Origin of the sequence: Halomonas sp. AOP12-B1-6 (assembly GCF_052379225.1) — a bacterium.
In the GTDB taxonomy this organism is placed as follows: Bacteria; Pseudomonadota; Gammaproteobacteria; order Pseudomonadales; family Halomonadaceae; genus Vreelandella; species Vreelandella casei.
Genome location: NZ_JBQSYK010000004.1, coordinates 268404 through 286107, shown reverse-complemented (window position 1 = coordinate 286107; position 17704 = coordinate 268404). Strand labels below are relative to the sequence as shown.

The 17704-nt window shown below is 52.4% G+C and carries 18 protein-coding genes; 6 read left to right on the top strand and 12 right to left on the bottom strand.

Features of this window, described 5'->3' with window-relative positions; genetic code table 11:
• Positions 1-52: 52 nt before the first annotated feature.
• From pdxH to ACT3TR_RS13930, 4 genes are all read right to left on the bottom strand, one after another.
• Positions 53-697 (bottom strand): pyridoxamine 5'-phosphate oxidase, encoded by a 645-nt coding sequence (gene pdxH / locus ACT3TR_RS13945; RefSeq protein ID WP_096280006.1) that lies wholly within the window; start codon positions 695-697, stop codon positions 53-55.
• Between the two features lie 152 nt (positions 698-849).
• The gene (locus ACT3TR_RS13940) at positions 850-1242 is read right to left on the bottom strand and encodes a DUF2069 domain-containing protein (protein ID WP_096280008.1); all 393 of its coding nucleotides are present in this window, start codon (positions 1240-1242) and stop codon (positions 850-852) included.
• Positions 1239-1862 carry an NAD(P)H:quinone oxidoreductase gene (gene wrbA / locus ACT3TR_RS13935; RefSeq protein WP_096280010.1) on the bottom strand — a complete coding sequence of 208 codons (624 nt, stop codon included), beginning with the start codon at positions 1860-1862 and terminating at the stop codon, positions 1239-1241. Before wrbA ends, ACT3TR_RS13940 begins: the two co-directional genes overlap by 4 nt.
• Positions 1863-1922: 60 nt before the next feature.
• A complete protein-coding gene (locus tag ACT3TR_RS13930; protein ID WP_225734413.1) occupies positions 1923-2402 on the bottom strand; it encodes a gamma-glutamylcyclotransferase family protein in 480 nt (159 codons plus the stop codon).
• Between the two features lie 158 nt (positions 2403-2560).
• Between ACT3TR_RS13930 and smrA the strand changes: the two genes are divergently transcribed.
• The 3 genes from smrA (at position 2561) to ACT3TR_RS13915 (ending at position 4983) form a co-directional block, all read left to right on the top strand.
• Positions 2561-3151, top strand: a complete 591-nt coding sequence (smrA, locus tag ACT3TR_RS13925; protein ID WP_096280012.1) for a DNA endonuclease SmrA — start codon at positions 2561-2563, stop codon at positions 3149-3151.
• 192 nt (positions 3152-3343) lie between these two features.
• Positions 3344-3673 carry a helix-turn-helix transcriptional regulator gene (locus tag ACT3TR_RS13920; RefSeq protein ID WP_096280014.1) on the top strand — a complete coding sequence of 110 codons (330 nt, stop codon included), beginning with the start codon at positions 3344-3346 and terminating at the stop codon, positions 3671-3673.
• Entirely contained in the window at positions 3667-4983 is a 1317-nt protein-coding gene (locus ACT3TR_RS13915) for a type II toxin-antitoxin system HipA family toxin (RefSeq protein ID WP_444625434.1), read from the top strand. Before ACT3TR_RS13920 ends, ACT3TR_RS13915 begins: the two co-directional genes overlap by 7 nt.
• A gap of 51 nt (positions 4984-5034) precedes the next feature.
• Here ACT3TR_RS13915 and ACT3TR_RS13910 read toward each other — a convergent pair whose 3' ends face one another.
• The 4 genes from ACT3TR_RS13910 to metH all read right to left on the bottom strand — a co-directional run bounded on the left by ACT3TR_RS13910 (position 5035) and on the right by metH (position 12404).
• A complete protein-coding gene (locus ACT3TR_RS13910) occupies positions 5035-5601 on the bottom strand; it encodes a DUF934 domain-containing protein (RefSeq protein ID WP_444625435.1) in 567 nt (188 codons plus the stop codon).
• Positions 5591-7246 (bottom strand): nitrite/sulfite reductase, encoded by a 1656-nt coding sequence (locus ACT3TR_RS13905; RefSeq protein ID WP_444625436.1) that lies wholly within the window; start codon positions 7244-7246, stop codon positions 5591-5593. The genes ACT3TR_RS13910 and ACT3TR_RS13905 overlap by 11 nt, the downstream gene beginning before the upstream one ends.
• Before the next feature lie 121 nt (positions 7247-7367).
• Entirely contained in the window at positions 7368-8699 is a 1332-nt protein-coding gene (locus tag ACT3TR_RS13900) for an MATE family efflux transporter (RefSeq protein WP_444625437.1), read from the bottom strand.
• Between the two features lie 9 nt (positions 8700-8708).
• Positions 8709-12404, bottom strand: a complete 3696-nt coding sequence (metH, locus tag ACT3TR_RS13895; RefSeq protein WP_444625438.1) for a methionine synthase — start codon at positions 12402-12404, stop codon at positions 8709-8711.
• A gap of 307 nt (positions 12405-12711) precedes the next feature.
• Between metH and nfuA the strand changes: the two genes are divergently transcribed.
• A complete protein-coding gene (gene nfuA / locus ACT3TR_RS13890) occupies positions 12712-13335 on the top strand; it encodes a Fe-S biogenesis protein NfuA (protein WP_441683657.1) in 624 nt (207 codons plus the stop codon).
• A gap of 117 nt (positions 13336-13452) precedes the next feature.
• Here the strand turns inward: nfuA and ACT3TR_RS13885 are convergent, their stop codons facing one another.
• Positions 13453-14502: a DNA-binding protein gene (locus ACT3TR_RS13885; protein WP_444625439.1), complete on the bottom strand. Its 1050-nt coding sequence runs from the start codon at positions 14500-14502 to the stop codon at positions 13453-13455.
• Positions 14503-14715: 213 nt separating this feature from the next.
• Here ACT3TR_RS13885 and ACT3TR_RS13880 point away from each other — a divergent pair, with 213 nt between their 5' ends.
• Together ACT3TR_RS13880 and ACT3TR_RS13875 are read left to right on the top strand one after the other, a co-directional pair.
• Entirely contained in the window at positions 14716-15927 is a 1212-nt protein-coding gene (locus ACT3TR_RS13880) for a tyrosine-type recombinase/integrase (protein WP_444625440.1), read from the top strand.
• Positions 15928-15971: 44 nt separating this feature from the next.
• Positions 15972-16388: a SufE family protein gene (locus ACT3TR_RS13875; RefSeq protein WP_444625441.1), complete on the top strand. Its 417-nt coding sequence runs from the start codon at positions 15972-15974 to the stop codon at positions 16386-16388.
• A 16-nt stretch (positions 16389-16404) separates the two neighbouring features.
• On the opposite strand, the gene yidD is transcribed toward ACT3TR_RS13875, so the two are convergent.
• From yidD to ACT3TR_RS13860, 3 genes are read right to left on the bottom strand one after another with little or no spacing between them, the layout of a single operon-like run.
• A complete protein-coding gene (gene yidD / locus ACT3TR_RS13870; RefSeq protein ID WP_193063180.1) occupies positions 16405-16722 on the bottom strand; it encodes a membrane protein insertion efficiency factor YidD in 318 nt (105 codons plus the stop codon).
• A 2-nt stretch (positions 16723-16724) separates the two neighbouring features.
• A complete protein-coding gene (gene hisI / locus ACT3TR_RS13865; protein ID WP_444625442.1) occupies positions 16725-17201 on the bottom strand; it encodes a phosphoribosyl-AMP cyclohydrolase in 477 nt (158 codons plus the stop codon).
• Positions 17202-17225: 24 nt separating this feature from the next.
• Complete coding sequence (locus ACT3TR_RS13860) at positions 17226-17669, bottom strand: Fur family transcriptional regulator (RefSeq protein ID WP_096280037.1); 444 nt, start codon at positions 17667-17669, stop codon at positions 17226-17228.
• Between the last annotated feature and the right edge of the window lie 35 nt (positions 17670-17704).

The window sequence follows — 17704 nt, the reverse complement described above, 5'->3', positions numbered from 1 at the left end:
CTGTCGCTATATCCCTGCAGGCCTCTCGAATGCTTTTTATGTACTCTTCGCGTTAAGGCGCTAAGCGAAAACGGCTCCACTCATGGCTATCGCGACGTTCAAACCGCAGTCGGTCGTGCAAACGGCTGGGCTGGCCTTGCCAAAACTCGATCATGTCAGGTGCTACGCGGTAGCCGCCCCAGTGAATTGGGCGCGGTATATCTTGTCCGTCGTAGGCTTGTTCAAAGCGCTTTTGACGCTCTTCAATCCAGTTACGCCCTGGAATCACAACGCTTTGCGTAGCAATCCAGGCACCAAGCTGGCTCCCGCGCGGGCGGCTGGCAAAATACTCATCTGACTCTTCGGTGGGTATCCGCTCAACGAGTCCTTCGATACGGACCTGCCGGGAAAGTGATGGCCACCAAAACGTCATCGCCGCGTAGGGCACATTGCTTAACTCACTACCCTTATGGCTATGGTAGTTGGTGAAAAACACCATTCCGCGTTCATCAAAGCCTTTTAACAGCACTACCCGTGCGTGAGGCCTGCCTTGGCTATCCACACTCGCCAGCGTCATGGCGTTGCCATCCTGGCCTTCTTTTTCCAGGGCGAGAGTGAACCATTCATCAAATAGTACAAAAGGATCGTTGGGTGCCAGCGACTCATCTAGCCTGCCGCCTTCATAATCACGCCTAATATCGGCTATGTTACGTGTCATCGAATGACTCTCCCTTGAATTTCATCCATGGTCGCCGGTTTCACCTCAAAGCTCAAACCGCTACTCTCGATTCTCAAAGAATTTAGAGCGATCCACTTGGCTTTCGCCAGCAAGTGAGTACAGCGTTATTTTTGATAGAACTGTTAATAGAATTATTTTTGGCGCAACTGCCGGCTACGAAAACGCGCATAGCCCATACAGCCCGCAAACAGGGCAAGCGAAACGATGGCTTCCGAAATGCCACGAAAGCTTTGCCCTGGAACGCTTGCCAGCATGACACCTTGAGTGAAATAGAGCAGGCTGACGAACGCAAGCCATGCGTGTCCACGCGCCCGCCGGCCAATAATCGAAGGTAAGAACAGCACAAGAGGAAGCACAAAAGCCACGACAGGGCGCCAGTTGAATTCATCGCCCTGTACTAAAAAGCTTCGATAAATAACTAATACCAGCAGGATGGCACTACTGATTAGCACCAACTGGCGGCTTTTTAGCGTGAGCTTATCTAATCCATGACGTGCCTCGATATCTTCCAGCCACTGCCTCATAAAGCATTCTGCCGCATGACATCCAACGCTAACGCAAGTCGAGCCAGCCGTTTTCCCTGTGCAACGCAAAGCGCGCGCTCATGCGCATCAACAGAGTGATCGCTGCGAGCTCCAGCTAGGTGGCTCGCACCATAGGGCGTTCCGCCCGTGCGTGTCTCTAATAGCACTGTTTCGCTATACGGCACACCCGCGTAAACCATGCCATGATGCAGCAAAGGCACCAACATCGTCAGCAATGTGCTCTCCTGACCGCCATGTAGGCTTGAGGTTGATGTGAATGCGCAGGCAGGTTTATCAATCAGTGCACCGTTCATCCATAGGCTGCTAGTGGAATCGATAAAATACTTAAGCGGCGCTGCCATGTTGCCAAATCGCGTTGGGCTGCCCAGTGCCAACGCGCTGCAGTTGCGCAGATCGTCTAGATCAGCATAGATCGCGCCCTCAACAGGAATTTCGGGATCAACGGCTTCACAGGTTGTTGAAACCGGTGCCACAGTGCGCAAACGTGCCTGAATACCGGGTACGCTTTCTACGCCGGCTGCGATTTGCTGCGCCATGGTGGCGGTAGCGCCGGAGCGAGAGTAGTAGAGAACCAAAACGTATGGGGTCATATCACTCATCATCATTCCTGAATAAGGTCATAAAAGCGGTCTTGGTAAATACAGATAAGCCTATCTGTCCTATGGTACCAGAGCTACCGGCAATGCTGGGTAGGAGGCAAGCGCAGTTCGTGTACCTGGACGGCGCAAGTAAACCCAGGCACGAGTGCCGTCCTCAAGAGTTATAGTCCTACGATCGTAGCGTACGCCCAGTCGTTCATAGCGGTCTAGGCGGCGCAATTCAGCGGCGTCTATAGTGAGTAGCAGCCCATTGACTTGACTCCCGGGCTGGGACGAAAGGTCGAGACCATTGCGCTGATAACCCACAAGCACGGCGTCTTCAGGAGAGCCGAAACTCCCCATGACGGCCAGGCGCACCGGAGCATAGCGCAGCGTACCGTATACAAAGACCTGATGGATGCGCTGCTCGATGTCGTCTAGATCGTCTGGGCGATCATAAAACCATGGGCTGAGCATGGTTAGCCACAGCCATCCTGCCATGCCCACAATCCCCACACCGCTGCCGATCGCTAGGCGTTTCAACCAAACTGTTTTAGCCAAAACAGAGTGCCTCTCACTGAATGGTAAATAAGTGCAGGCATAGCTTGGCGCTCTGAATAGATGATGACAAGCCCTATGTTATCGACTTATTTAATCTGTTTAAGCACAGTCTTCGAGTTTGTTAGGATAGTCATTAGACCCTGTCAGAGGAGCCTGCAATGAATCAGCCACTTCGTGATGATATGGATTTTCGAGCTCTCGTCGGTGATGTTAGGCCGCTACCGGCAAGTAACCGCGCCGATCCTACTGCTCATCGTCAATGTCCTTCTGACGCTCAGCTGGCACGGCGTGAGTGGGCAGAAGAAGAGCGAGGAGCGCGCAATTTTTTATCCGACGACTTTGTCGACCTGCTTCCTCCTTTTGATCCTATCGAGTATCGCCGTGAGGGCATACAGCAGGGCGTTGTCGATAAATTAAAGCACGGCGGTTATAGCGTTCAGTCCCAGCTCCATCTGCTCAGGCGTCCTTTAAGCGAGTGTCGGCGGCTGCTTTTTCCTTTTATTCAGGAAGCCTATGCCCACGATTTACGCTCGGTGCTGATCGTGCATGGCCGCGGGCGTGAGATTGATAGTCCGGCTAACGTTCTGCGCTCTTATCTTGCCAAGTGGCTCAGCCAATTTGAGGAAGTGCAGGCGTATGTATCAGCCCAGCCGTCTGAAGGAGGGCTAGGCGCCACGTGGGTAATGCTGCGTAAAAGCGATCGCGCTAAAGCCAATAACCGCGAGCGCCAGCAAAAGAGACGTGGCTAATTGAATTAGACTCATCACAAGATGCTATTATTGTAACATTAAGCCATTTTAAGCCATTAATGTCCTTGTTTTAGATCTTTAAAAACTGATGGCTTGATATTAATTGATCTACTTAATAACCATGCTTCATAATGTGCTATATTTAGATCATAGCAGATATTTTTTTCAACTATGTTCGCTTAAGAGCATCTTATGATTACTGAAAATAAATCACCCGCCGCGATTGCTGAAACGTTAGGGGAGCGCCTAAAGCAGGCGCGCCTCAATCATGACATGACGCAAGCAGAAGTAGCAGCTCTAGCGGGTTTATCCAGAAAGGTGGTGCTGAATGCTGAAAAGGGAAAAATCCAATTAGAAGGACTGGTAGCCATCATGATGGCTCTCGATATGACGGCCCAGCTAGAGCACTTTTTACCACCACAAACTATTTCACCACTGCAGCTTTCCAAGCTACAGAGCAAGCAGCGTCAGCGTGCCTCTGGCCAGAGAAAAACCAAGGATGAGGAGCCGCTTGAATGGTAATGGAAGTTATCAACGTCAGCTATCTCGACCGCTACGTAGGGGCAGTGAGTTTCGATACTCGTACCGGCGTTGGTGCCTTTGAATACGATGGCGCCTTTATTAACGACGGCGTTGAGCTTTCTCCTATTAAAATGCCACTTGGCAAAAAAATATTCAGCTTTCCTGAGCTCAATATTGAAACCTTCAAGGGCCTGCCAGGACTCATTGCCGACTCACTGCCCGATGACTTTGGTAATGCCGTGCTTAATGCATGGGTGGCCAGCAAAGGCGGGCAGGCTGGCGATATTACGCCGCTGCAAAGGCTGCAATATACCGGCAAGCGGGGCATGGGAGCGCTGGAGTATTCGCCCGCCACGAAATTAAAAAGTCTCAATGCCTCCGCTCACGTTGAAATAGCCACCTTAGTCGGCATTGCGCAGGAAATACTCGATAGCCGATCAACCTTTTCCGTTGAGCTTAACAAAGACGGCCAGGAAGACAGAGAAGCCATGATGGCACTACTGTCTGTCGGAATGAGTGCTGGAGGCGCTCGTCCTAAAGCGGTTCTGGCGTTTAATCAGGATTTCACCCAAGTGCGCTCGGGACAAACACGCGTACCGGATGGGTTTGCTCACTTTCTAATGAAGTTTGATGGTGTCAGTGAGCATAATAAAAATCGTGAGACGTTTGGCGACCCGCTAGGCTATGGTGCCATGGAGTACGTTTATCACCTGTTAGCGAAAGCCTGCGGCATTGAGATGATGCCTTGTAAGCTGATTAATGAAGGTCCGCGGCGTCACTTTATAACGCAACGGTTTGATCGAATCGGCAATCGTAAACTGCACGTACAAACCCTGAACGGCATAGCCCACGTTGACTATAAAAAACCAGGCTCATTCTCATACGCTGAATTATTTGGTGTGGCGAGACAGCTACAGCTTTCTGCCGCAGATGCCGAACAGCTCTTTAGACGCATGGTTTTTAATATAGTGGCTAGAAACCATGATGATCATGCGAAAAATTTTGCATTTATGCTGAAAGGGGGAGCCTGGTCACTTTCACCAGCCTATGACCTTGCTTACAGCTACAAACCGGGGAGCCCGTGGGTGAACAGCCACTGGATGAGCCTCAATGGTAAGCGCGACCATTTCTCTCGCAGTGACCTTTATTCGCTAGAAAGGCTGAGCCCTTTGTTTACCCGCAAAAAAATCAACGCCATGATTGATGAAACCATTGCACACGTTGCCCAGTGGCGAAAGCTTGCCGGCGAACACGGCGTGCCGGAATCATTGATAGACGAAGTGGCGTCAAACCTTAGGCTCGCGCTTTAAAATCAAAAAAAACGGCAAAGGCGCTGGGCCTTTGCCGGCTGATACTCAATGTTACTTGCTGGCAACTAAGCGGCGTTCAAACAACGCCTGGCGCTCTTCAACATCCGTTTGATAACGAACGCTAAAAGCATTCAGCGCACGCAAGGCATCTTCTGGATGCTGGTCGTCGCGCAGGGCCATTGACGTAAAGCCACAGCGGCGCATGTAGTCCAATTGATCAACCAAGACATCGCCGACGGCACGCACTTCACCTGCGTAGTGAAAGCGCTCACGCAGCAATCGAGCGACCGTGTAGCCGCGCCCGTCGGTAAAGGCAGGAAAATCAATCGCAATGGCCGCCACACTGCCGATCTGCTCACTCAGCGCGGGGGTTAATTCGGTATCACTGGTAAGCAGCGGCGCCAGTTCAGCATCTTCTTGATTCGCTTGCCATAACGCCAGCGGTACAAACGCAGGGCGCTGTTCAGGCAAGGTATCGGTGTCATAGGAGACGCACCAGGCGTTCTCGGCCGCTAGCTCGCCATTCACAATTAAATGATCAGCGTGCACCGGCGTCTGCTCTAGCACCTCCGCCTCATCATTGAGCGCGTCTGTCGTTGGCATGCTCTTATTTGGCATAAACATGCTCCTTGAAGGGTTTTAGGCCAATACGACGGTAAGTATCTAAGAAGCGCTCGTCTTCATGGCGCTGGTCCACATAGACCGCCAATACTTTTTCGACCACGTCAGGTACATCTTGGCGGAAGAATGAAGGGCCCAAAATTTTGCCCAGCGAGGCATCGTCGGTAGAGTTACCGCCAATCGATATCTGATAGTACTCTTCACCCTTTTTATCGACGCCCAAAATACCGATATGGCCGACATGGTGATGCCCGCAGGCATTCATGCAGCCAGATATATTCAGATCCAGAGGGCCAAGGTCATACAAGAAATCCAGGTCTTCAAAACGTTCCTGCAGCGCTTGTGCGATAGGAATAGACACTGCGTTGGCTAAGCTGCAGTAGTCGCCGCCTGGGCAGCAAATAATATCGTTGAGCGTTCCTACCGTAGGGTTCGCCATGCCGAGCGCGTCTAGCTCTTGCCAAAGCGCCTGCATTTCATCGACAGGAACATCGGACAGCACTAAGTTCTGTTCATGCGTCACGCGCACTTCGCCAAAGCTGTAGCGGTCAGCCAAATCTGCGACGGCTTCCATCTGATCAGCGGTGACGTCACCCGGGGCATGCTCTCGGCGTTTAAGCGACAACGTCACCGCTTTATAACCAGCCACCTTGTGATTAGTGACGTTGTTGGTCACAAAGCGCGCAAAACTGCGATTATCCGCGCGCAGGCGATCAAAATCTTCAGTGGCTGAGGCGGCTACTGGACGGCGATCAGGCTCAGGGAAGTGGTCTTTAGCGGCGTCGACAGCGGCTTGATTAAGCGTTTGGGGGCCATCTTTTAAGTGCGTCCACTCTTCATCTACCCGGCGGCGGAATTCATCAATCCCAAGCGCTTTAACGAGAATTTTGATCCGCGCTTTGAACTTGTTGTCGCGCCGGCCGAACTGATTGTAAACCCGTACACAGGCTTCCAGATACGTCAGCAAGTGCTGCCAAGGCAGGTCTTCACGCACTACGTCAGCAATCATGGGCGTTCGGCCTAAGCCGCCACCAGCCAATACTTTAATGCGCAGTTCACCCTCGGCGTTGTACCAAAAGCGCAGACCAATATCATGCACTTGAATCGCTGCGCGGTCTTGCGCTGCACCGCTAACCGCGATTTTAAACTTACGGGGCAAATAAGCGAATTCGGGGTGCAGGGTAGACCACTGGCGGATTAGTTCGCACCAGGCGCGCGGATCTTCCACTTCATCATTGGCGATACCCGCGAACTGATCGCTGGTCGTGTTACGAATGCAGTTGCCGCTCGTTTGAATCGCGTGCATCTGAACCTTGGCGAGATCGGCCAAGATATCCGGCACATCTTCGAGAGCCGGCCAGTTCAGCTGTAAATTTTGACGCGTGGTAAAATGGCCGTAGCCACGGTCATAGCGGCGAGTAATCTCAGCCAGGGCACGCAGCTGATGGCCAGCCAGCATGCCATAGGGAATTGCAATGCGCAGCATTGGCGCATGCCGTTGAATATAAAGGCCGTTTTGCAACCGTAACGGACGGAACTCTTCTTCGCCCAAACGCCCAGCGCGATAGCGTTCCATTTGGTCGCGAAACTGAGCGACACGCTCATCAACCAGCGTTTGGTCGTGAATATCATAACGGTACATGTGGCACGATCCTGCTAAAAAGCGAAATGGTCACGTTGAGACGGGGGTTAGCGTAGTACCACCTTAACGCGGGCGTCATATTCTACAAAAGAATATATAATTATCTTTTTAGTTCTAAAAGCTATTTAAAATCCATTGAGGCCCAGCGACGGCGCTGCCAGACCCACACAAATCCGATCGAGTTAACCAGCCGGTATAATAACTGCACCAGCCATACACCCAATAGGCCATGTCCTAAGCCAATACCAACCCACCAGGCCAGCGGTAGAAAAAACAACCACTGCATACCCAGGGTTAGAATCATGACAGTACGTTGAGCGCCAGCGCCCATTAACGCCTGAGCAAGCACCAGCGCCGCCGCATCCATAACGATCATCACACCGGTTAGCTGAAGCGGCACGGCGCCCATTACGATGAGTTCTGGGCTGCTAAAGAAGGCGCTAAGTATCTTTTCAGGCATTAGCAGCATAGGCAGCGCCAACAATAACAGCAGCAGCCAGGCCACGCGAAGCGCATCCAGACCCCACTGATGCGCTTCGCGCTGGGCATCTCGCCCTAGGGCTTCGCCCACTAAGCTCATCGCAGCAACGCCGATGCCGACACCCGGTAAAATCAGCAGGAGCGATAGATTAATTAGGACATGCCCAACAGCAACGCTAGCGGTGCCTAGCTGACTTAATAGCCAGAATAAAACGGCATAGCCCGCAGCGAACCAAAGCTGCTGGATAGAATGCGGTATGGCTAATGCGAGCGTTGAGCGTAGCGTGGCGAAGCTAGGCAGACATGTCAAAAAATGCGTATTGAATGCACTTTTCAAGCTAATCCTGCTCCATACTACCAAGCCGACAAACAGCGATAGGGTCGTGCCTGCACCGGCACCGCTGGCCCCCATTTGCGGCAGGCCGGCAACGCCGTAGATCAAGCCCGCACTAGCGACGACATTCAGCAGGTGCACCGCCACAATAATCTGCAAATAAAGCTGCGTCTGCTGACGACCATTCCAGTAGCCACGAAAGCATAGCGTTAGCGCAATGGCTGGTAACGAGATGATCCGCCAACGAAAGTAGTTAACGGCAACCTCATGTACATCCAGCGCCGAGGTGATAAAGCCAATTAAAAGAGGCGCCTGCCACCATGCCAATATCGACAGCGGAAGCGCCACAGCAGCGCCTATCATTAACCCTGACTGCAGCGGATGGCAGCGTTCTGTGGCAGATACGTCGGCGCGCTGAGCCGTCTGTGACTGCACGCTAGAGGAGAGGCCAAAGACAACAGCGGTGAGCATAAACATCGCGTAGCCGCCAACGCCAACACCGGCCAATGCGACTTCACCAAGCCGTCCTACAAGCGCCGCGTCGATCAAGTTGAGCACGCTTTGTGACAGCATGCCCAACATAATCGGCAGGGCTAGGCGAATTACCTTACCGTGACGGCGAGTGACAAACAGACCCATCGATGCCAATCAGCTAGGGTCGTAGGAAAGCACCGGCGAAAGCCAGCGCTCCATCTCCTCAAGCGGCATGGGCTTACGGGCAGCGATTGCCTCAACCTGGTCACGGGTGATTTTGCCGGTCGAGAAATATTTCGACTGCGGATGAGCAAAGTACCAGCCCGCAACAGCGGCAGCAGGCCACATAGCAAAGCTTTCAGTTAATGCTAGGCCGGTATTCTCAGTCGCATTGAGCATTCTAAACAGCGTGGCTTTCTCAGTATGATCAGGGCAGGCAGGGTAGCCGGGAGCAGGGCGAATACCCTGGTATTTCTCAGCAATTAACGCATCGTTATCTAACACTTCTTCTGGCACATAGCCCCAGAACTCCTTACGTACACGCTCATGCATACGTTCGGCAAAGGCTTCTGCGAGTCGATCCGTTAATGCCTGGACCATAATCGCGTTATAGTCGTCACCCGCCGCCCCATAGGCTTTAGACAGCTCATCGACACCGTGGCCGGTGGTCACCGCGAATCCGCCAATCCAATCGGCTTTGCCGCTTTCCTTGGGGGCGACAAAGTCAGCCAAGCTGTAGCAAATGCCGTCGCGGCCTTTTGTGGTTTGCTGGCGAATATGATGGAGGCGCTCAACGACCTCGCTGCGCGACTCGTCGGCATAAACCTCAATCACGTCATCGTCAACGCTATTGGCAGGCCAAAGCCCGATAACGCCCCGTGCCTGCACGCGCTTTTCATCGATTAGCTTGCGCAGCATGCTTTTCGCGTCTTCAAACAGGTTACGAGCAGCTTCACCAACAACGTCATCATTGAGAATTTTGGGATACTTACCCGCGAGCTGCCAGCTCATGAAGAAGGGCGTCCAGTCGATAAACGCTACAAGCTCTTCGAGATCATAGTTATCGAATGTTTTTAATCCAATCATTGTGGGCTGAGCGGGCGTGTGGTTACTCCAGTCAGTGCGAAAACGTCGTTTGCGCGCTTGGGTATAATCAAGGTCTGCCGCTTTCGGGCGGCGCTTGGCGTTACGCTCACGAACTTTTTCATACTCTTCACGAATTTCAGCCACATAGGCGGGCTTTTGCTCAGAAGAGAGCAGCCGCCCCGCAACGCCTACTGCACGCGAGGCATCGGTGACATAAATGACCGGGTGCTCATATTGAGGCTCAATTTTGACCGCTGTGTGGGCCTTAGATGTCGTTGCACCACCAATCAGCAGCGGTAAATCCATGCCGCGGCGCTGCATTTCTTTGGCCACGCTGACCATTTCATCCAGCGACGGCGTAATGAGACCGGAAAGGCCGATAATATCGGCGTTATGATCTTTCGCTGCCTGCAAAATTTTATCAGCGGGCACCATCACGCCAAGATCAATCACTTCGTAGTTATTACACTGCAGCACCACGCCGACAATGTTTTTGCCAATATCGTGAACATCGCCTTTTACCGTCGCCATCACGATCTTGCCTTTGGCTTTCACCTTTTCGCTTTTCTCGGCTTCAATAAAAGGAATCAGATAAGCCACTGCCTGCTTCATCACCCGCGCGGACTTAACGACCTGGGGCAAAAACATTTTTCCGTCGCCGAAGAGGTCGCCAACGACGTTCATACCGTCCATTAACGGACCTTCGATGACTTCGATAGGGCGCTCGGCCTGGCTACGGGCTTCTTCAGCATCGCCTTCTATATAAACCGTAATACCTTTCACAAGCGCGTGTTCAATACGCTTATTGACCGGCCAGCTACGCCATTCAAGGTCTTCTTTTTTGGGCGCGCCGCTACCGTCTCCTTTAAACTTATCGGCAATATCGAGCAGGCGTTCAGTACCGTCGCTGCGGCGGTTTAACACCACATCTTCAACCGCATCGCGCAGCTCTGCAGGCAAGTCGTCGTAAACGGCTAGCTGGCCCGCATTGACGATGCCCATGCTGAGGCCCGCGCGGATCGCATGATAGAGAAACGCCGAGTGAATCGCTTCGCGCACCGCATTATTGCCGCGAAACGAGAACGAGACGTTGGAAACGCCGCCTGAAATCATGGCGTGGGGCAGGTTGTCACGAATCCATTGAGTAGCTTCAATAAAGTCGACCGCGTAGTTATTGTGCTCTTCAATACCTGTCGCGATCGCAAAAATATTAGGATCAAAAATAATGTCTTCAGCAGGGAAGCCAATCTCATCCACCAGTAAACGATAGGCACGCTGACAAATTTCCGTTTTACGCGCAAAAGTATCCGCCTGGCCTTCTTCATCAAAGGCCATTACCACGATAGCAGCGCCAAAACGCCGGCATTTGGTCGCCTGTTCGCGGAAGGCGGCCTCTCCCTCTTTTAATGAAATGGAGTTAACGACCGCCTTGCCTTGGACGCACTTCAGGCCTGCTTCGATGATCTCCCACTTGGAGGAGTCGATCATAATAGGCACACGGGCGATATCGGGTTCACCGGCAATTAGATTAAGAAAGCGCTCCATGGCTTCCTTAGATTCAAGCATGCCCTCGTCCATGTTGATATCAATCACCTGAGCGCCGTTCTCTACCTGCTCAAGGGCGACTTCTAACGCCGTGGTAAAATCTTCTTCAACAATCAACCGCTTAAAACGTGCCGAACCGGTGACGTTAGTACGCTCGCCAACGTTAACGAATAACGAGTCGGCTTGAATATTGAACGGCTCAAGCCCTGATAAACGGCAGGCATGGCTAAGCTCGGGAACAACGCGGGGCGCCATATGGCGTACGGAGTCGGCAATGGCGCGAATATGGTCTGGCGTTGAACCGCAGCAGCCGCCAATGATGTTGACCATGCCGCTGGCAGCGAACTCACTGACAATCTCAGACATCTCCTCAGCCGTCTGATCATACTCGCCAAACTCGTTGGGAAGCCCAGCATTGGGGTGCGCCGAAACGAAGGTATCGGCCTTCTTGGAGAGTTCCTCCACATAAGGGCGCAGCTCCTCAGCACCTAGCGCGCAGTTTAGTCCTACGGAAAGCGGCTGAGCGTGGCGCACCGAGTTCCAAAACGCTTCGGTGGTTTGGCCCGAAAGCGTGCGCCCAGAGGCGTCTGTGATGGTGCCCGAAATCATCACTGGCAGTCTTTCACCACGATCATCGAATAGCTCTTCGAGCGCATAAATGGCCGCTTTTGCGTTGAGTGTATCGAAGATCGTTTCGATCATAATCAGGTCAGCGCCGCCGGCAATAAGTGCTTCAGCAGCCTCATAGTAATTTTCGCGCAGCGCATCAAAGGTTACGTTGCGCTTGGCGGGATCATTAACATCTGGCGATAGAGAAGCCGTGCGCGACGTAGGGCCTAGCACGCCAGCAACATAGCGGGGCACGCCGGTTTCAGCCGCGACCGCATCGCAGACCTGGCGCGCCAGGCGTGCCGATTCGTAGTTAAGCTCTACGACCAGCGCTTCCATACCGTAATCAGATTGTGACAGCTGGGTACTGTTGAACGTATTGGTCTCAATAATATCAGCACCGGCCTCAAGATAGTCGCGATGAATTCGCGTGACTAAATCGGGGCAGGTGAGCGCTAGTAAATCGTTATTGCCTTTGAGATCCGAGGGCCAATCGCTGAATCGTTCTCCACGAAAATCTTCCTCACTCAGCGAGGCATTCTGCAGCATGGTACCCATGCCGCCGTCCAGAATCAGGATGCGTTGGGTAAGGCGCTGCGTGAGGGTTGCGATCAAAGCACTATCAGCCATGGCAGGGGGAATTCTCCAGCGTCACAGTCGTCAAAGGGGATGTTGTTATCGTCGGAAAAGCAGCATCAGTGGTTAAGCGGCGCATAATGATAACAAAAGGCAGTACAAAAGGCCCCTCTAGGAGCCGCCAGACAATGCCGGTGGGACAGACAGGTGATCATCTACCGACAAAAGTAGTCTTTTAAATAGCCTACTAAATTACTCGGGATTGTGTCAGAGCGGTGTTTTGCTTACCATAGTAACAAATGACATGTGAAGTGGTTCAGTCATTAGGCTTAGCCACTACCACGGGAGGAAGACACCCCTCATGACCACGACTAGCGAAAAAAACACCAGCGTCGATACTCAAGGTATCGATATCACTGATAGTGCTCAGGAATATCTCTCCGAGTTGCTTGAAAAGCAAAACGTAGAAGGTATTGCAGTACGCATCTTCATTACCCAGCCGGGCACGCCGTACGCGGAAACCTGCCTGGCTTACTGCCGCCCCGGTGAAGAAGAACCCACCGATGTCACGCTGGAACTCGCGAAAATAAACGTTTTTCTCGATAAGAACAGCCTGGCCTTTCTGGAAGAGGCGGTCGTCGATTTTAACGCGGACCGCATGGGCGGCCAGCTGACGATCAAAGCACCGAACGCCAAAATGCCCAAGGTTAACGCAGATAGTCCGCTTGAAGACCGTATTAACTACGTTCTTTACAGCGAGATTAATCCCGGCCTGGCAGCACACGGTGGTGAGATAAAGTTAATAGAGCTAACCGAGCAGCAATACGCGGTCTTAGCTTTCGGCGGCGGTTGCCAGGGCTGCTCAGCGGTTGATTTAACGCTGAAAGATGGGGTGGAGAAAACCTTGATGGAGCGCATTCCGGAGCTTGCCGGCATCCGCGACGTCACCGACCACTCTGATACCACCAACGCCTATTATCAGTAATATGGCAGCAATAGGCTGAAGCCGCTGTCATGGATTTATTGATAATCTATCGTTGTTGAGCAAAACACCCAGCCCCTGTGCTGGGTGTTTTCGTGAGCATGGGAGCAAAATGGCCTATCAGCGTTCTGGTGACGCTGATTGAGGCGTTTTATCAGCAAGCGATGCTGGCAACTCCGTTAGTTGTTGCTGTAACGCCTCCATCCGGCTCCAAAGCTTTTCTTGCCACTCTTGTTGGAGCACGGCCTCGTTCTGCGCATGCTGCTGGGCCTGCTGCTTTAGTGCTGTTTGAGCCTGGTTTAGCTGCTCCGTTAACGCTTGGTGCTGCTTCGTTAGCGTGGTGATTTGCTGCTCATGCTCGCTCACCTGCTGTTCTCGCTCACCGGCATCTAGCTGCGTTTGGTGAAGGGCCTGCTGCTTAACGTTTAATTCTTCGCTTAGCGCCTCTATACGTTGCTGGCTCTGAGCAAGGCGTTTTTGAAACGCCTTTTCCTCCTGGGTACGTGTTTGCTGTGCCGCATCTAGCATCGCCATAAGCCTGTCCTCAGCGGCTTCGTGGCGCTGCTCTTCTTGTCCAAGACGCTGCTCTGCGGCTGAACGCTGCTGGTTAAGCTCGTCCGCCTGAGCATGCGCATTCTCTTCTGCCTGCACCACGAATTGCTGATGCGCTTGTTTTAGCTGAACGCCTTCACCTCGCGCCGCTTGGGCTAGCTGTTGCCAGTGATGCTCGTTTGTCTGACTGGCCGCCAACTCACGATTGAGCGCTTCCATGCGCTGCTCAACGTGACGTAGATGTTCTGCGAGGGCGCTTTCACGCTGCTCGGCATCCGCCGCTTGTCGACCGGCTTCTTGTTCTGCCTGCTGCGCGGCCTCTACCTGTCGGTTGGCTTCTTCGCGGTAATGCACTAGCGCTTGATTTGCGGCTTCTTGAGCTTCTTGCCATAGCTGACTAGCCGCCGTCACCACAGCTTCGGGTACGCCCTTGGGCGGGGGAACATCGCGATTTTGTTCGCGCTCGTTGCGCCATAGCCTGAAGTGCTCACTAATTGTCGTAAAGCTACCCGTGCCTAAGACATCGCGGATGCGCTGTACGCTGGGATTGTCGCCACGCGTCAGCAGCACATCTATGGCTTGCTGCACATCGCTGTACTGAATGCCGTTGCGGGCCATCGAGCTTTCCTTTTTAGCTAAATTCGTATTCCTATTGTCGTGATAATTTACATAAAAGGCAATTATTACATATTACATTTTACGTAATATTATTTATTTATCGGTGTATAAATTCAAGATTACACGTATTATCTTGAATTTATACACCGATAGATGCAGACTTTGCCCATAGTCATCTAGCAATTGCATAGCCAAAGAGAAGGGGATTATTCAATGCCAGATAGACAGCCTCTTGCCGAAGCAGAATTTATAACGCTTAACAAAGTGTTAACAGCTGAGCCTGCTGGCGGCAGGATTGCTGCTAAAAATGATGCCCAGGCAGTCATGGCATGGCTTAAGGAATACGAAGATAGCAGCCAAACGTTTAAGGCGTATCGGCGTGAATCTGAGCGGCTATTGCTTTGGTTAAGCAGCCAAGGGCTCACGCTGCCTGATATAAATCGTGAAACGCTACATCGTTTTGAAGCATTTCTTGCCGATCCTCAGCCCAGCGAACAGTGGGTTGGCCCTTCAAAGCCACGCGTGCACCCAGCATGGCGCCCGTTTCGCGGCCCGCTATCACCACCTAGCCGGCGCCAGAGTTTAGTCATACTGCAAGGAATGTTTAGCTGGCTGGTGGAAGCAGGCTGGGTTAGCCATAACCCGTTTCGCTTGATGCGCGACAAATCAAGACGCTTGAACAATCAGACCCCGCGCATTGAGCGCTATTTGGAAAGCGAGCTATGGGCGTGGCTATGGCACTGGCTGAACATACCGTTAGAGAACGGCAAAAATAGCCGCATTCATTTTGAACAGGCAAGACAACAGTTCATATTTGGCTTTGCCTATTTACTTGCACCACGCATTAGTGAAATGGCCGATGCCCGCATGGGTGATTTTCAACGCAGCGAAGGGCGCTGGTGGTGGTCCGTGGTGGGTAAAGGCAACAAAGTAGCGCGCATCCCGCTACCTGATGACATGCGGGCATGCCTGCACCAATGGCGCCAAGCGATTGGCTTGCCTGAGCAGACTAGCGAGCTGGAAGCTGTAGCACCGGTGCTGCGCTCACTGGATGGGCAGCGCGGCCTTGGCCACAACCAGCTTTATCGCCTGATTCGCGCCACGTTCCAAAAGGCGGCGGATGCGCTTGAAGATCAAGGTGGCGAGCCTGTGCACGTTGCCGCACTGCGCCGGGCGACACCACACTGGTTACGACATACCTCTATCACTCACCAAGCCCAGTCAGGTATTAGCCTAAGGCATTTAGCGGAAAGCGCCCGCCACGCTCGCTTAGAAACAACCTCACGCTATTTGCATAGTGAAGACAACGAGTGGCATCGCGAGCAGCAACGGCATCGATTACCGCACCCGCACGGTAATTCAGATACCAATGACTCCCTCAAGCCGCCGCTGAGTCGTTATAATAAGCAGGTTGATAATCTCTAAATGAGAGCATTTAAGCAGGCAATCCCTATTTAGAAGGACATACCATGAGCACTTCCGGCGCCGAGCTGGCCCAGCAAGAGCTGATTGAAGATTTCGAGATATTCGATAATTGGATGGATCGCTATCAATACATTATCGATATGGGCAAGCAGCTAACTGACTTCCCTGATGAATGGAAAATCGAGGAGTTTAAAATACAAGGCTGCCAGTCAAATGTATGGATGCGCCATGAAGAGCAGGGCGATAAGCTGATTTTCAAAGCAACGTCGGATGCCGCCATTGTCTCTGGCCTTATTGCGATACTGCTGCGCATTTACAGTGAACGAACGGCGGCTGAAATTCGCGCTACTGAGCCTCACTTTTTGGCCGACTTAGGGTTGGATAAACATCTTTCGCCCACGCGCAGCAATGGCTTGCACTCCATGCTAGAAAGAATTTATCTGGTTGCGCAGCAAAAATAGCTGTAAGAAGAATTGCTTAGCGGGGAGGGTGCTCACAGCATGAGTCATCGTCCTCGCGGCAAAGTTGCTCACTTCGTCCCCCAGGAACAGGGTCCATGCCGCCTGCGTGGCCAGGATGGCATTTAACGATACGCTTAATTGCCATCCAGCCGCCGGCAAGGGGGCCGTGCACCTGAATAGCCTCAATTGTGTAAGATGAGCAGCTAGGCCAGAAACGGCAGCGAGGGCCTAGTAGCGGGCTAAGCGTATACTGATAGACTCTCACCAAGCCAATCATTACTTTCATTAACGCCCAGCGCGGGCCTGATCGCAGTGCTGATTTCCAGCTTGCCATTGCTAAGACTCGTGTTTTTTACCGTACAGTTGATCAGGGTCAATTAACGGCGTACTGGTAATTACGGCCTGATTTTTATCTATCGCAATATAGAAGCAGCTGCGACGACCGGTGTGGCAGGCAGGCCCCGTTTGATCGACGTACAGAAGGAGTGTGTCAGCATCGCAATCCAGTGCTGCGGATACTAACTGCTGCTGCTGACCCGATGACTCGCCTTTACGCCACAGTGTTTGCCGCGAGCGCGAGAAATAACAAACGCGATGAGTCGAGAGCGTCTCCTCTAATGCCGCGCGATTCATCCAGGCCATCATCAATACTTCTTTTGAATCATGCTGCTGCGCAATGGCAGGAATCAAACCATCAGTATTGAATTTGACAGCGGCGAGGAGGGCGGCAACAGAAGGTAGGCTATCGTCAGGTGACGCTCCCTCTAACTGCTTAAAGAGAGTATTTGGCGCAACCTGATCAAAACGGGACATTGAATATACTCACTAGCAATTCGATTAAGAAGTAGCTCGACAGCGCTGACAAAGCCCCTGTAGTTCAATAGTTTGGCGCTCGATCTTAAAGCCTTGCCGCTGAGCAAGCGCGACGAGCTGCTCGCTGATTTCATCTAAATGCAGCTCTTCGACATAGCCACATTGACGACAGATCAGCAGTTGAAAACCGTGAGCATGCTCAGGACAGGCACAGGCTACGTAGGCATTCAAAGATTCAATGCGGTGGACAAGCCCCTGATCAATCAAGAACTCCAAGGCACGATAAACCGTCGGCGGTCGAGCCGCGGCATGCTCAGTGGAAAGCTTATCAAGCAAATCATAAGCTTTCAGCCCACCGCCATTTTCAGCAATTAACTCCAATACTCGCCGACGAATGGGAGTAAATCGCACGCCACGGATATGGCACTGAGATTCAGCCTGCTGCAGTAATGTATTCGCTTGGGTCATGGGCAACTCAGTGAACGCTGACAGCGCAAATTTCG

Coding starts and splice junctions, on each gene's coding strand:
- pdxH (WP_096280006.1), bottom strand. CDS start 697: ATGACACGTAACATAGCCGATATTAGGCGTGATTATGAAGGCGGCAGG.
- ACT3TR_RS13940 (WP_096280008.1), bottom strand. CDS start 1,242: ATGAGGCAGTGGCTGGAAGATATCGAGGCACGTCATGGATTAGATAAG.
- wrbA (WP_096280010.1), bottom strand. CDS start 1,862: ATGAGTGATATGACCCCATACGTTTTGGTTCTCTACTACTCTCGCTCC.
- smrA (WP_096280012.1), top strand. CDS start 2,561: ATGAATCAGCCACTTCGTGATGATATGGATTTTCGAGCTCTCGTCGGT.
- ACT3TR_RS13920 (WP_096280014.1), top strand. CDS start 3,344: ATGATTACTGAAAATAAATCACCCGCCGCGATTGCTGAAACGTTAGGG.
- ACT3TR_RS13915 (WP_444625434.1), top strand. CDS start 3,667: ATGGTAATGGAAGTTATCAACGTCAGCTATCTCGACCGCTACGTAGGG.
- ACT3TR_RS13910 (WP_444625435.1), bottom strand. CDS start 5,601: ATGCCAAATAAGAGCATGCCAACGACAGACGCGCTCAATGATGAGGCG.
- ACT3TR_RS13905 (WP_444625436.1), bottom strand. CDS start 7,246: ATGTACCGTTATGATATTCACGACCAAACGCTGGTTGATGAGCGTGTC.
- ACT3TR_RS13900 (WP_444625437.1), bottom strand. CDS start 8,699: ATGGGTCTGTTTGTCACTCGCCGTCACGGTAAGGTAATTCGCCTAGCC.
- metH (WP_444625438.1), bottom strand. CDS start 12,404: ATGGCTGATAGTGCTTTGATCGCAACCCTCACGCAGCGCCTTACCCAA.
- nfuA (WP_441683657.1), top strand. CDS start 12,712: ATGACCACGACTAGCGAAAAAAACACCAGCGTCGATACTCAAGGTATC.
- ACT3TR_RS13885 (WP_444625439.1), bottom strand. CDS start 14,502: ATGGCCCGCAACGGCATTCAGTACAGCGATGTGCAGCAAGCCATAGAT.
- ACT3TR_RS13880 (WP_444625440.1), top strand. CDS start 14,716: ATGCCAGATAGACAGCCTCTTGCCGAAGCAGAATTTATAACGCTTAAC.
- ACT3TR_RS13875 (WP_444625441.1), top strand. CDS start 15,972: ATGAGCACTTCCGGCGCCGAGCTGGCCCAGCAAGAGCTGATTGAAGAT.
- yidD (WP_193063180.1), bottom strand. CDS start 16,722: ATGGCAAGCTGGAAATCAGCACTGCGATCAGGCCCGCGCTGGGCGTTA.
- hisI (WP_444625442.1), bottom strand. CDS start 17,201: ATGTCCCGTTTTGATCAGGTTGCGCCAAATACTCTCTTTAAGCAGTTA.
- ACT3TR_RS13860 (WP_096280037.1), bottom strand. CDS start 17,669: ATGACCCAAGCGAATACATTACTGCAGCAGGCTGAATCTCAGTGCCAT.